Here is a 13,907-nt window from a genome sequence, read left to right as displayed (position 1 = left end):
CGCACCAGTTCAGGAGCCGCACCGTGGATTTCTCCTATTCCCCCCGCACGCAGGATCTGCTCGGCAAACTCGAATCCTTCATGGACGAGTACATCTATCCGGCGGAGCAGGTGTTCGACGCCCAGATAGCGGCGAACGAGAACCCCCATGAGCAGCCGCAGGTCATGCGAGATATGCAGGTCAAGGCCCGCGAATCAGGTCTGTGGAATCTGTTCATGACCCACGACGGGCTCGGCGCCGGACTCACCAATCTGGAGTACGCGCCATTGGCCGAGGTAGTCGGTCGATCCATCATCGGCAACGAAGCCATCAACTGCTCGGCTCCCGACACCGGCAATATGGAAATTCTGGCCATGTACGGGACCGAGAAACAGCGCCAGCTTTGGCTGAAACCATTGTTGGACTGCACTATTCGCTCCGCATTCGCGATGACCGAACCCGCGGTGGCCAGCTCCGACGCCACCAACATCACCTCTACCATCGTCCGTGACGGCGACGAGTACGTCCTCAACGGCCGCAAGTGGTACACCTCCGGCATTCTCGACCCGGACTGCAAACTCATCATCTTCATGGGCAAATCGGATCCGCAGGCACCCACATATCGCCAGCAGAGCATGATTCTGGTCCCCCGTGACACCCCCGGAATCGAAGTGCTGCGCGATCTTCCGATGTTCGGCTTCCATGACCGGCTCGGCCACGGCGAAGTCCAGTTCACCGATGTCCGCGTCCCGGCCGAGAATATGCTCGGCGCCGAAGGTGACGGATTCGCCATCGCCCAGGGCCGGTTGGGACCGGGCCGGATGCACTACGCGATGCGCGCCATCGGCATGGCCGAGCGGGCGCTCGACATGATGTGCCAACGCTCCCTGGAGCGCATCGCATTCGGCGGTCCACTGGCCGATCGCGGGGTCGTACGCGAGTGGATTGCCCGCAGCCGCATCGAGATCGACCAGATCCGCCTGCTCGTCCTGAAGTCGGCCTGGCTCATCGACAACTACGGCAACGCCGCCGCTCGATCGGAAGTCGCCGCCATCAAGGTTTCGGCGATGGAGGTGGCGCACACCGTCGTCGACCGCGCGGTGCAGACCTACGGTGCGGCCGGCGTCAGTGACGACACCGTCCTGGCCCGCCTGTACGCCATCACCCGGGCGCTGCAGATCGCCGACGGTCCCAACGAAGTACACCTGCGCACCATCGCCCGCCTCGAATTGAAGAAGCACAAATGAGCACAACGGAATTGACCGGAAAGGTCGCCTTGGTCACCGGCGCCAGCCGCGGCCTCGGACTGGCGATCGCGCGCGGACTACGGGACGCGGGCTGCACGGTTATCGTGTCCAGCCGCAAACGCGACGCCTGCGAGCAGGCCGTTGCCGCACTCGGCGACGGCGAAGGGCCGGGCAGCGCGCACCCATTCGAATTGCATGTGGGCAAATGGGATTCGATCGAACCGGCCGTGGATCGGATCATCGCCGATTTCGGCGGTCTCGATATCGTCGTGAACAATGCGGGTATCGCACCGCTGGCCGACAATCTGCTGTCGGTCTCGGAAGGGTTGTGGGACAAGACCATCGAGGTCAACCTGAAGGGCCCGTTTCGCCTGATGGCGGTTGCCGGTGCCCGGATGGCCGCCGCCGGTGGCGGGTCGATCATCAATATCTCGAGTATCGGGGCCGTCCGGCCGAGTCCGCCCGAGGCGATGTACGCGGCGGCCAAGAACGGGCTCAACGCATTGACCATGGCGTTCGCTCAGGAATACGCGCCCACTGTGCGCGTCAATTGCGTGATGCCGGGCGGATTCGCGACAGATATGGCCGAGAACTGGGATGAGGAATTCGTCGGGAAGATCATCGATCGCCTGCCCGCGGGCCGGCTGGGGCGGCCGGAGGAAATCGCCGGTCTGGTCACCCATTTGGCGAGTGCCGCCGCTGGTTACACCACCGGTGCGATCATCCCGGTCGATGGCGGCCGGACCGCGGTGTACTGACATGCGAAACGACATGAGTACCACCGGAACGACACTGGACGATCTGTTCGGGTTGTCCGGCCGGGTCGCCATCGTCACCGGCGCTTCGTCCGGCCTCGGAATGGGCTTCGCGAACGCTCTCGCCGGTGCCGGGGCCACCGTGTACGCGGCGGCCCGCAGGCTCGACCGGTTGGCCGCGCTGGCCGCGGATAACCCACGGGTCGTTCCGGTTCGTTGTGATGTGACATCCGAGGAGGACCGCCGGATGTTGGTCGACCGCTGCTATGAGCAGTCCGGACGGCTCGATGTGCTGGTCAACAACGCGGGCAAGCCCGGTCCCCCGCATGCCGAAGACGAAACGGTAGCCGGGTTCGCATCGATCCTCGAGGTCAACCTGGTCGCAGGATTTCACCTCGCCAGCTATGCCGCGACGCGACTGCCCGAGGGCGCACGCGCGTCGTATATCAATATTTCTTCGGTGATCGGGCTGGTTTCGACCGCACCGATCGGCGGCGCGAGCTACGCCGCATCCAAGGCCGGGATACTCGGACTCACCAGGGAACTCGCCGGGCAGTGGGGGCGCAAAGGGATCCGGGTGAACGCGGTAGTGCCGGGCTGGTTCGACACCGAGATGACCGATGGCCTGTTCGACAACGAGAAGTCGGCCGGGTGGGTGCGCCGCAACACCATGCTCGGCCGTAGTGGCAATGCCGGTGAAGTCGACGGCGCGGTCCTGTTTCTCGCCTCCGACGCGTCGTCCTATATGACCGGGCAGACGCTCATTGTCGACGGCGGCTGGACGGCTCGCTGATGCTGGCCGTCCAACTGACCGAATGGGGTACCGAACCACAGTTGCGTGAAGTTGCGGTTCCGGAGCCGCATGGAGAAGAAATCCTGTTACAGGTCACCGCGGCGGGGCTGTGTCGCTCCGATCTGCACGTCATGGATGCCGCCGAATCGAGCTTCGACTATCCGCTGCCGCTCACTCTCGGCCATGAAGTCGCGGGCACGGTGATCGATGCCGGTCCCGGTGCGGACCGGTCCTGGCTCGGTGAAGCCGTTGTGGTCCATGGCATCTGGGGCTGTGGCCGCTGCCGCAATTGTGCGCGTGGACGGGAGAACTACTGTCTGACGCTGCGGCCTCGTCCGGACGGCAGACTGGCTGCGATCGGCAATGGCCTCGGCTATCACGGCGGTCTGGCACAGGCCATGGTTGTGCCCGCGGCCCGATTCCTTGTTCGCACAGGCGATCTCGAACCCGCCATCGCCGCTCCACTCGCGGATGCTGGGACGACCGCCTACCACGCCGTGCACCAGCACGCCGATGTCATCGACGAATCCGCGATCTGCATCGTGATCGGTGTCGGCGGGCTCGGTCACCTGGCGATTCAGATCCTTCGCCACTTCGGTGCCGGACGTGTCCTCGCCATCGACAACCGGCCGGAAACACTCCCCGCCGCATTGCGGCTGGGCAGCGATGCGGCATTTGCCGATCTCGCCGCGGCGCTTCCGGCACTCGACGGCGGCGCCGACCTGATCCTCGATTTCGTCGGCGCCTCCGGCACGATGGAGTCGGCCGCGCGAGCACTCGCGCCAGGGGGCCGACTCGCGGTCGTCGGCAGTGCGGGCGGCCGCCTGGCCGTGGGCAAACGCATCGGCCTCGCCGCCGGGTGGCAGGTGGACGCACCGTTCTGGGGTGCCCGATCGGATCTGGAGGCGGTTGTCGATATGGCTATCGGCGGGACACTCCACGTCGAGTCCACGACGTATCCCCTCACCGATGCGGTCGACATCTACCGGCGCCTTCGGGCCGGAACCGTCACCGGACGCGCGGTACTCGTGCCGCCTCTATTGACGAGCCGAGCACCGAAGCGAGTCGAAGCGAGTAGACAGATATCGAGCGTCGCGAGAGAAGTAGGGCGATGAAGACACTTGCGCACGAATTGATCGAGCGGGCACAGCGCACGCCGGAGCAGACGGCAGTTGTGGACGAATTCGGTCGCCACACCCTCGGAAAGATCGTGGCAGCGGCCCGAGCGCTGGCCGAGCGGATCGAGTCCATCGATCCGGCCCCGCCCACCGTCCTCATCCAGGCCGATAACACCTGGCACACTGTGGCGGCGGCCGTGGCGGTCGGTCTGCGTGGTGGTGTCGTCGCGGTATTCGGCGCGCATGCCACCGAATCCGAGTTCGCACTGGCTGTCGAGGATATCGCCCCGGATCTGGTGGTCGCGGCACCTGACTCGCTGCTGCGCTGGGGTGTGCGGGACGATCGCTTCCCGATTCGGGATACCGCCTTCGATGCGCGCGTATTGCGCTCGCGAACGGGCCCGTTCGATTCGGTGGACAGATGGCACGGGGGCACCGCCATCGCGATGACCTCCGGCTCGACCGGGCGTCCCAAATGTGTTGTGCAATCCGAAGAAGCCATCCGCTATGCCTGTCAGTGCACCATCGATACCGTTCGACTGGAGCCGGATGAGGCGGTGGGAGCCTTCGTGCCACTGTCTTCGGTAGCCGCCTTCTGTTTCGGCATGTACCTGCCTGCCTATCTCGGCGGCACGATGGTGTCGATCGGCAAATGGGAACCCGCCGCCGCCCTGGCGGCCATGGCGGAACACCGCGTCGCATGGACGATGCTGGTTCCGACCATGGCCTTGCAGTTGTCGGTGGCCGAGGGCTCCGAAGGCGTGTTGGCCGCCCTGCGGGCGATGACCGTCGGCGGTGGTCCGATGAACGAACGCGCACTGCGTGCGGCCGAGGAAAAACTCGGTACCACGTTCCTGCGGGTTTTCGGTATGTCCGAATGTCTCGGACACACCACACCACAACTCGACGACCCGCCCGCCATCAGGCTCGGCCGGGACGGGCGACCGTTCCGCGGTACCGTCGTACGGGCGGTCGACACCACGGGGAATGTCGTGGCCGCCGGCGAGATCGGCGATGCGCAGGTACAGGGCCCGTCCCTGTTCGTCGGTTACGCCCGAGGCGGCGTCGCGATTCCGCCGACGCTCACCGCGGACGGTTTCCTCCCGACCGGCGATCTGGTCGAGGTCGCAATCGATGGCTCGATCCGGGTGACCGGGCGCCAGAAGCAGATCATTATCCGAGGCGGCCGCAATATCGATATCAACGAACTCGAATCCGCCATCGCGAACGTGCCGGGCATCGTGCAGGTGTGCGTAGTCCCGGTACCCGATGCCATGCTCGGCGAACGAGCGGCAGCACTGGTGGTCACCGACGGCGAATCGCTGACATTGGCCACTGTCACCGATCTGCTTGCGGCGGCGGACTTTCCCAAGTCGAAGTGGCCCGAGTACCTGTTCACGGTGCAAGACCTGCCGCAGAACACCGTCGGCAAGTTGTCCCGGCCCGACGCGGCGCGGTTAGCGACACAGCTGGCCACCGCAGTTGACCCGAGTTCACCTCAGTTTTGGTAGAGTCATGTCGAATCCACACCATCGAACGCGGGGGTATAAGAGCTGATGACCGTCGACTCGGAGGTCCGCCGCGAAAGCGCACGCTCGAAGCGAAGCGGAATCCTCACCGCCGCCATCAAGCAATTCGGGAAAGTCGGTTACGAGCACACCAAATGGGCGTCGATCGCCGACGAGGTGGGTATAGGTCAGACCGCGCTGTACCACTATTTCGAGTCGAAGGCCCACTGCCTGCTGACGATCATGCGACTCGAACTGGCCGACTCGGCCGAAAGGTTCAACGCCGCGGTCGCTGATCAGGCCGACCCCGAGCAAGCATTGCGCGCCGCCATCGCCGCGGCGCTGACCGCCTCGCCGACCGATGCCCTTCAGCGCCGCATCCTGCAGAACCATATGGACTTGCTCGCCGCCCCGCGTCAGTCGGCCAAGGAAGAGGCCGAACGCCTGCGGTCGCGTGAACTCGTGCGACAGATCGAGCAGAATTGGACAGGGCTGATCTCGGACGGAATCGAGGCCGGCGTCTTCACGCCGGGCGATCCACGCATGCTCGGCCGAATGGTCCTCGGCCTGGTGATCAGCGTCTGGCGCTGGTACCGGCCGAAAGGCGACGTCACCCTCGCGCAGATCACCGAGTCGGTCACCGAAGCAGCAGTACGGATCGTGCGTAACTGAGATCCCAATTCCCACACAGTGGGATCTCTACGCTCACTGAAACTGAACAGAATTCAGTTAGGAGTCGCATGTACAACCTGATCGTCCTCGCATCGCGTCCCAGCGATTGGACCCATGAGCAGTTCATCGAATGGTGGCGGGGTGAACACGCGGAGGTGACCTACCCGCTGCCAGGCCTGCTGCGCTGGCAGCACACCGAACTCCTGGAATCCTTCGACGAGAAGTCGTCCGGTTGGGACGGTCTGTCGATTCTGAGTTTCGAATCCCGAGGGGCGCTCGACGCCGCATTGGCGAGCCCGGAATGGAAGGCCGCTGTCGAGAACGTGGGCACCATGCGGGGGCGTCGCATGATCTGGTACGGCGAGGAGAAGACAATGGTGCCGCTCGCCCCGGCGGTCGAATGAGCGCCGAATGGGCCGAACCCGGGTGTTATCCGATTGCCGAAGGGATCCACCGCATCCCGCTGCAGATGCCGCAGGACGGCCTGCGTGCGGTCAACGTGTACGTCCTGGAAACCGACGACGGCCTCGTACTCATCGACGGCGGATGGCATCGGCCCGACACCTACCAGGAGCTCTCCGACGCGCTGGCCCGAATCGGCCGGTCGGCAGCCGAAATCGACGATGTCTTCGTCACCCATATCCACCGCGATCACTACACTTTCGCCATCGAACTGCGCCGTCGGCACGGCTGTCGAGTTCATCTCGGCGCCGATGAAGCCGGCGGGCTCAACGCCATCCACCAGCTGAATAGCAATGTCCCCGACAGTTCGCTGCGGGAACTGCGACGGGCCGGCGCGGACGATATCGCACAACGAGCTCATGCGGCAGGCATCGCCGAACCGTTCGTACGCGACGATTGGGAACAGCCCGATCACTGGCTGCGCCCCGGCGCACTGCCCATCCCTGGGCTCGATCTCCGTGCGGTAGCGACTCCCGGACATACCAAGGGCCACATGATCTTTCAGGATTGCGAGAAAGGGCTGGTCTTCACCGGAGACCACGTGCTGCCCACGATCACCCCATCGATCGGATTCGAATTGGGCCCGTGGGAACTGCCATTGGATAACTTCCTCCGGTCATTGGTGCTGCTACGCGACGATGACGGGCAGAAGATGCTGCCCGCACACGGGCCCACCGGAGGCAGCGTCGGGCAACGCGCTCGTGAACTTCTCGCCCACCACGACCACCGGTTCGAGCAAATCGTCACCGTCGTCGGCGATCTTGGCCCGTGCACCGGCGTGGCAGTGGCCCGAGCATTGACATGGACGCGGCGCGACCGCGCGTTCAGCACCCTCGACGACTTCAATCAAATGGTCGCGACGTGCGAGACGATGGCGCATCTGGATGTCCTGGTCGCCCGAAATATGTTGTCCGCGAAGGATGTGGACGGCGTTATGGCCTTCCGGGTGGCCAAATGATGCGCCTGAGAGTCCGCTGGGCGGGGACGCAGGGCACGTGACGAGCCGATCCCACACAGAAAGCCCGTACCTCTGATGTGATCGAGGTACGGGCTTTCTGCGGCGCAGGGATCGCATCACTAATCGACGCCGACAGCTTCGCCGGTCAGGCGCAGGTCCAGCCGCCGTCGACATAGAGTTCGGTGCCGGTGATGAAGGTCGCGTCGTCGCCCGCCAGGAATGCGGCGGCGGCGGCGACCTCTTCGGCGCGACCGAGTCTGCCCATCGGTGTGTTCGCGACCATCGCCCGGTGTCGCTCGGTGCCCTCGTATCGTTCGAGGAGTTGTGGGGTTTCGATGAAGCCCGGGTGGATCGAGTTGACTCGCACTCCCTTTGTCGCCCAATGCAATGCGGCGTTCTTCGTCATGCTGCGCACGGCCCCCTTCGCCGCCGCGTAGGCCACGCTGTTGCCAAGGCCGCCGACGGTGCCGAGGATCGAGCAGATATTGACGATCGATCCGCCGCCGGTCCGCTCGATCAGTGCGCCCGCATGCTTCATCCCGAGCCAGGTGCCGGTCTGACTCACCTCGATCACCCGGTTGTACCGATTCAGATCTTCGTCCACCACCGATGCCAGGCTGCCGATGGCACCGTTGTTGACGACGGCATCCAAACTCGAGAAGCGTTCGGACACCGCGGACATCGCCTGCTGCCACTGCGACTCCTGGGTGATGTCCAATCCGAGAACCTGATGCCGCGCACCGTGTTCCAGGCCGCCACTCAGCTTCTCGCACGCGTCGACGTCGACGTCGGTCACCACAACCGAGGCCCCCTCCTCGGCCAGGCGGCGCACGATTTCGACGCCGATCCCCCCTGTCGCACCGGTCACCAACACAACCTTGCCATCGAGCCTCGAAACACCGAGAGTCATTGCTGTGCAGTCCTTTCGCAGTCGGAGCTGGGCTCCGACTGTCAGAGCTTGCTGAGTACGTTGCGGCCGCCGACCAGCATGGCGAGTGCGACACCGATCGTGGTCACCGCGGTCATGAGCAATGCCATCGCCGCGACCAGCGGGTAGGAACCGTTCTGCCACATATCGAACAGCAGGGTCCCCATCACCTGAGTGGTCGACGCGCGCACCAGCAGCGAGGCCGCGAATTCGTGGGTGAGCAGGATGAACATCAAGGCGACCGCGCTGAGGATGGTGGGACGCATCAACGGCAGCATGATCCGCGCGTTCGTCACGAATGGTGATGCTCCGCTGGTTGCGGACGCCTCGGTATAGGTGTTGCCGAGGGAAAGCATCGCAGTCATCTGCATTCGCGTCGCGAAGGGCAACATCAGTACGACGTAGACGAGGATGATCACTGTTCGTGTCCCGTACAGGATCAGTGGCGGCTCGGTATAGGTGAGCAAGAAACCGACGCCGAAGATCACCGCCGGGATGCCGAGCGGCAATGCCGTGATGAAATCACCGATGAGCGCCAGTATTTTGTGGCGTCGGCCGCGTACCAACAGGTTGGCCATCACATAGCCGATGGGTACACAGATCGCCACCGCGCCCAGCGATGTCAGCACACTGGTGATCACCGATTCGACAATCGCTTCCGTACCGGCCAACTCTCGGAAATTATTGAGCGTGAACAGGTTCCACGACAGCGACCCCGACCAGTACCGCGTCGAGGACACGATGATCAACCCGATCAAAGGGATGACGAGGGCGAACAACGCGTAGCCGGTGATCGTCACTACGGCCCAGGTGGCGCGGCCGGTGGATGGCGCGAATGCCTTGCCGCCGTGCGTGACGAAGCGAGTCTGGTTGCCCAGCAAAGCCTTCTGGATCAGTACCAATACCAGCCCGAAGATCACCAGTGGCGAACCGGCCGCAGCGGCCGCGGCGAAGTCCGACGGTGATTCGGAGACTCGCCGATACATTTCGGTGGTGAGCACCTTGACGCCACTGTTCTGGCCTAGCAGCAGTGGACCGGTGAACTGGCCGAGGCCGAGTAGCAACGCGATTCCGCCGCCGTAGATCAACGACGGGCGCAGCAAAGGCAGCACCACCCGGAAGAACACTCCGAGCGTGGACGACCCGCTCACCTGTGCGGCCTCGAGATGTTCCGAGCTGATGTTCTGCATGCCCGCGCTGACGAAAAGGTAGACGAACGACGTCAGCCCGAAGGCGGTGAGAATGATGATCCACGGAACGGTGTAGACATCGATCGGTCCGGTATCCGATCCGCTCCACCACGGCAACTTCCTCAGCACCAGATTCAAATAGCCGGGCCCCGGCGACAGCAGAAAGGCCCAGCCGACGACGTTGGCGACCGCGGGCATGACGATCGGCAGGATCGGGATGATCCGCAGGAAGCCGAGTCGGTCCGGCAGTCGGCTCGCCGCGAACGCCAGCACCGTGCCGAGCACCATCGCGATAACGAGCGAGCCGAGCGCCAGCGCGATGGTGGTCCCGATCGTTTCCGCGATATCGAAGCGCCCGTACTGGTTTCGATAACCTTGCGCGCCGTTTTCGAACGCCAGCGATTGCAGCCGGATCATCGGCAATACGACCAGATAGGCGAGAACTGTCAGCAAGGCCAGATATCCGAGTCTGGCTCGCACTTGCGCGGGTATCGCAAGGGACCGGGTGGCCGCAGCGGTAATCGTGGCCATCACGACTGCCCTCCCGCCCCCGCCGCGGCCAGCACCGGCACATCGGCGCCTGCGACGTCGGGCTGCGCGAATACACGCAAACTCGCCGGCGAGAAACTGACGATCATGGGATCTGCTGGGCGGCTTCGGCGCAACATGGCGCCATGGGTGGCCGCATCGACTCGTACCGCGAGCTGTTCGCCACCCGTTCGGACGGTCACGTCGAAGTGGCGGCCGCCGTATTCGTATGTCACCAACTCGGCGTGCAATGCCACATCGCCCTGCGGCACTTCGTCGATCGACGAATGCACCACGACATCGTCGGGACGTAGCCGTGCGACCGCGGACGTACCTTCGTCGGCTCGTCCGCGCACCACCGCACGCGTCAGGTCGATATCGTCGCCGGCCGAGGTGACCCAGCCACCGGGACCGCGGCGCAGTTCCAGCCGGTTTGCCATACCGATGAACGCGGCCACGTACTCCGATACCGGATGCTCGAAAACCCGCTCGGGGGAATCGTACTGTTCGATCTTGCCCGCCTTCATAATGGCGACACGGTCGCCGAGGGCGAATGCCTCGGCCTGGTCGTGAGTGACGAAAACCGCTGTGAATCCGAGGCTTCGATGCAGCTGATGGATTTGCGAGCGAACCTGATCCCGCAATCTGGCATCAAGGTTGCTCAATGGTTCGTCGAAGAGCACCAGATCGGGCCGGGCAACCAGGCCACGGGCCACCGCGACGCGCTGTTGCTGTCCACCGCTGAGCTGCGCCGGGTACCGGTCGAGCAGCTCCGTGCAATCGACCATGGCGGCGGCACTTTCGATGGCTCCGCCGGAGATCTCCTTCCGCAATTTGCGGACCTGCAGCGGATATCGGATGTTCTTGCGCACGGTCATGTGTGGCCACAGTGCGTACGACTGGAACACCATTCCGATATTCCGTTTGTGGACAGGCACATTCAGCTTCGCCTCGGCGTCGAAGACGCGCCGGTCCTTGAAGGTGATCGAACCATCCTGGGGTGTCTCCAATCCGGCGAGACAGCGCAGGGTGGTTGTCTTGCCGCAGCCACTCGGGCCGAGCAGTACGAGGAGTTCGCCTTCCTCGATCGCGAGGTCGAGCTGGTCGACGACGACATTCGATCCATAGGTCTTGGTGAGACCGGAAACTGTGAACTGCGAGCTCATCTCATGCCTTCTAGGTCTGCTTCTTGGGTGTGCGGACGCCGGCGGCGGTGCCGCCATCGACCAGCAAGTCGATCCCGGTGACATAGCTGCTGTCGTCACCGGCAAGGAACAAGATCGCCTTCGCGACCTCCATCGGGCTGCCACGTCGCTTCATGGGGATGCTCTGCACATATGCTTCGACATCGTCTGCGGCAAAGTCGGGAACCGCGGTGATCTCGGTGTCGATGCTGCCCGGGCACACCGTGTTGACACGGATACCACGATCGGCCAGTTCGAGTGCCGCGACCTTGCTCAGGGCGCGAACACCGAATTTCGACGCGCCGTAGGCCCCGAGTTCGGCGGTCGCGAGCACACCCCGCAGCGACGAGATGTTGATGATCGAGCCACCTGCGACCATCGCCGCGGCGGCCGCCCGCAGTCCGAGGAATGTGCCGACCAGATTGAGGTCGATCATCCTGCGGAACTGCTGCAGCGTGGTTTGCGTCAGTGGCGCTTTCATCGCCGCTCCGGCGCTGTTCACCAGCACCTGGAGCGGGTGTCCCGCGCGATCCATATCGGAAGTGACTGCCCGCCAATCGGATTCGGCAGTCACATCGAGTCGACGGTAGTGCGCAGTCGGACCCAGTTCGTGTGCACGGCGCTCTCCCGCCGTGTCGTCGAGGTCGGTGAGGTACACCGTCGCGCCCTTGCTCGCGAACAGTTCGGCGGTCGCTCCGCCGATTCCGCCGGACGCTCCGGTGACCAATACGTTGACTCCGCGCATCAATGCAGTACTCCCGTCCACTGTCAGCTCTGGAAAAGTTGTGACCACTCTTGGGAGTACTTCTCGATCTTCTCGGGGGTCAGATCACTGGTGTCCGGTGCAGCGATGTCCTGCGCTCGGGCTACCGCGCCGGGGGTATCGGCCAACGCCGCCGCGTATCCCCCGTTGAGCGCTGTCTGCCCTTCGCGGGTGACCATGAAATCCGCCAGTACCTGAGCGGCATTGGGATGCGGCGCCACACTCGTCACCTGGCTGTACCAGGGGGTGCCCCACGGCGACGATGGCAGAGCCCAATTGACCGGGGCCCCTGCGGCCACTTCGGTCACCAAGGGCTGAACCGAAGGCGTCACGACAATTTCACCGGAGGTCAGTGCCTGGGCGACCCCCAGAGCGCTCGGGTAGATCCGTGGCTTCAGGGCGGCGAGTTGCTTCCAGTAGTCCTCGCCATAGGTGCGCGCGTAGTACCGGTACAGATCGACGTAGGAGGCGATGCCGGACGGATTGACGATTCCGATCTTGCCCCGATAGGCGGGATTCACTATGTCCTGGGGAGATTTCAGGCCGTTCGGGACCGCACCGGTGTTCCAGCCCAGCGCGAAAACCGCCGCGCTCGTCAGGAAGAACCGGTTGCTGAGCACACTCTTGTCCGGCTGATACTCAGGAGCCTTCAGATCCGGCCCGACCAACTCGGTGGAGTACGAGCCCGATTTCGCGGCATTGGTAATCCACGCCGCATCGGTCAGCATGTGCACATCGGCGGTGCCCTTCCCGGTCTTCTTCTCGGTCTCCACCCGCGGGTTGATGTCGGCGTCGGTACCGCGCACGAAGTCCAGTTTGATCCGCGGATACTTTGCCTGGAACGCGGTCTTGAGGGCTTCGAGGTTGGCTGGCTTCTGGCTCGAGTAGAGCATCACGGCGCCCTCCCCGTTGGCCGCGGCGACCACGTCCTCCCAGTTGCCTGCGACGGGCTTCGAGGCGGACGAATTCCCGCCGCAGGCGGTCAGGCCGAATGTCGAGGCGACAATCGCGAGAGCTGCGACCGCCTTGGTCAGAGATTTCATGAGGGAATCTATTTCCTTACCTGATCGAGAAGAGCGGCCAGATCGTTCGGGATCGAGACCATCGGCATATGGCCCGATTCGAGAAATCGGGTGCTTCCACCGACGAGGTCGGCGGACCGCGATTGCAGATCCGGCGAGTAGCACGCATCTTTGGTGAGGCGAATGTAGGTTCGCGGAAGGTCGGCCGACAGGCCCGAGAGGTCTACCGTTTCCTCGAGCAATGCCGCCGAATCATCGATGATCTGATCGGCAGTCCATTCCGTCTGCTCGGGTGACATGTCGTTGCACAACATGGCAATCGCGGCAGCGCGGTCCTGGTGATAAACCCCGGCGACGATCGACTGCCGCACGGCGGCCTGGACGGCCGGATCGATCTGGTCGAGCACGCGTGTCCCGTGCGGCGGCACGACGGCGGACAGGAACACGACGTGCTGGATGCGATCGGCCAACTCCGGTAGCACCCGCGGAACCGACACTCCGGCGAACGAATGCGCGACCATCACGATGTCGGTGAGATCGGCCGCGTCCTCGACGATCGCCGCGGCACAGTCGTCCAGGGTTACTCCGCGGATGTCACGGTCGGACCGCTTTCCGCGGCCGGGCAGGTCGACGGCGACCGTCGGCCCGGTGAGCAACGGCAGCAAGCGATCCCAGCACGAGGCGGCCATACCCGCTCCGTGCACGAGTAGAAACGACATCGAACCTCCGAAACTGAACTGATCTCAGTTTGAGAATCTATCCGCAGCCACTTGTGGTGTCAATCACATGGAGACAAACTT

The 13,907-nt window shown here is 64.0% G+C and carries 14 protein-coding genes; 8 read left to right on the top strand and 6 right to left on the bottom strand.

The features are described 5' to 3' along the window. Positions 1-23 precede the first annotated feature (23 nt). The 8 genes from AB0J47_RS35535 (at position 24) to AB0J47_RS35500 (ending at position 7,492) form a co-directional block, all read left to right on the top strand. Positions 24-1,226 carry an acyl-CoA dehydrogenase family protein gene (locus AB0J47_RS35535; RefSeq protein ID WP_364356599.1) on the top strand — a complete coding sequence of 401 codons (1,203 nt, stop codon included), beginning with the start codon at positions 24-26 and terminating at the stop codon, positions 1,224-1,226. Further along, a complete protein-coding gene (locus tag AB0J47_RS35530; protein WP_364356596.1) occupies positions 1,223-1,984 on the top strand; it encodes a glucose 1-dehydrogenase in 762 nt (253 codons plus the stop codon). The genes AB0J47_RS35535 and AB0J47_RS35530 overlap by 4 nt, the downstream gene beginning before the upstream one ends. Positions 1,985-1,997: 13 nt before the next feature. Beyond that, positions 1,998-2,774, top strand: a complete 777-nt coding sequence (locus AB0J47_RS35525) for an SDR family oxidoreductase (RefSeq protein ID WP_364356593.1) — start codon at positions 1,998-2,000, stop codon at positions 2,772-2,774. After that, complete coding sequence (locus AB0J47_RS35520; protein WP_364356590.1) at positions 2,774-3,889, top strand: NAD(P)-dependent alcohol dehydrogenase; 1,116 nt, start codon at positions 2,774-2,776, stop codon at positions 3,887-3,889. Before AB0J47_RS35525 ends, AB0J47_RS35520 begins: the two co-directional genes overlap by 1 nt. Further along, on the top strand, positions 3,886-5,403 hold the full coding sequence (locus AB0J47_RS35515) for a class I adenylate-forming enzyme family protein (RefSeq protein WP_364356587.1): 1,518 nt from the start codon (positions 3,886-3,888) through the stop codon (positions 5,401-5,403). Before AB0J47_RS35520 ends, AB0J47_RS35515 begins: the two co-directional genes overlap by 4 nt. A gap of 45 nt (positions 5,404-5,448) precedes the next feature. Next, entirely contained in the window at positions 5,449-6,072 is a 624-nt protein-coding gene (locus AB0J47_RS35510) for a TetR/AcrR family transcriptional regulator (RefSeq protein ID WP_364356584.1), read from the top strand. A gap of 68 nt (positions 6,073-6,140) precedes the next feature. Next, entirely contained in the window at positions 6,141-6,476 is a 336-nt protein-coding gene (locus AB0J47_RS35505) for an EthD family reductase (protein WP_364356581.1), read from the top strand. Then, entirely contained in the window at positions 6,473-7,492 is a 1,020-nt protein-coding gene (locus AB0J47_RS35500) for an MBL fold metallo-hydrolase (RefSeq protein WP_364356578.1), read from the top strand. Before AB0J47_RS35505 ends, AB0J47_RS35500 begins: the two co-directional genes overlap by 4 nt. 145 nt (positions 7,493-7,637) lie before the next feature. On the opposite strand, the gene AB0J47_RS35495 is transcribed toward AB0J47_RS35500, so the two are convergent. Genes AB0J47_RS35495 through AB0J47_RS35470 form a run of 6 tightly spaced genes read right to left on the bottom strand, consistent with a single transcriptional unit; the run spans position 7,638 to position 13,826 of the window. Further along, positions 7,638-8,402, bottom strand: a complete 765-nt coding sequence (locus AB0J47_RS35495) for an SDR family oxidoreductase (RefSeq protein WP_364356575.1) — start codon at positions 8,400-8,402, stop codon at positions 7,638-7,640. 41 nt (positions 8,403-8,443) lie between these two features. After that, positions 8,444-10,141: an ABC transporter permease subunit gene (locus tag AB0J47_RS35490; protein ID WP_364356671.1), complete on the bottom strand. Its 1,698-nt coding sequence runs from the start codon at positions 10,139-10,141 to the stop codon at positions 8,444-8,446. After that, positions 10,141-11,304 carry an ABC transporter ATP-binding protein gene (locus tag AB0J47_RS35485; RefSeq protein ID WP_364356572.1) on the bottom strand — a complete coding sequence of 388 codons (1,164 nt, stop codon included), beginning with the start codon at positions 11,302-11,304 and terminating at the stop codon, positions 10,141-10,143. Before AB0J47_RS35485 ends, AB0J47_RS35490 begins: the two co-directional genes overlap by 1 nt. Positions 11,305-11,314: 10 nt before the next feature. Beyond that, positions 11,315-12,067 (bottom strand): SDR family NAD(P)-dependent oxidoreductase, encoded by a 753-nt coding sequence (locus tag AB0J47_RS35480; RefSeq protein ID WP_364356569.1) that lies wholly within the window; start codon positions 12,065-12,067, stop codon positions 11,315-11,317. Positions 12,068-12,090: 23 nt separating this feature from the next. After that, positions 12,091-13,128, bottom strand: a complete 1,038-nt coding sequence (locus AB0J47_RS35475; RefSeq protein ID WP_364356566.1) for a substrate-binding domain-containing protein — start codon at positions 13,126-13,128, stop codon at positions 12,091-12,093. An 8-nt stretch (positions 13,129-13,136) separates the two neighbouring features. Further along, complete coding sequence (locus AB0J47_RS35470; RefSeq protein WP_364356563.1) at positions 13,137-13,826, bottom strand: alpha/beta hydrolase; 690 nt, start codon at positions 13,824-13,826, stop codon at positions 13,137-13,139. Positions 13,827-13,907: the final 81 nt, after the last annotated feature.

The organism is Nocardia sp. NPDC049737 (assembly GCF_040674755.1).
Taxonomy (GTDB): domain Bacteria; phylum Actinomycetota; class Actinomycetes; order Mycobacteriales; family Mycobacteriaceae; genus Nocardia.
Note: the sequence above shows the minus strand (reverse complement) of the source record. Positions and strands in the feature narration are given on the sequence as shown.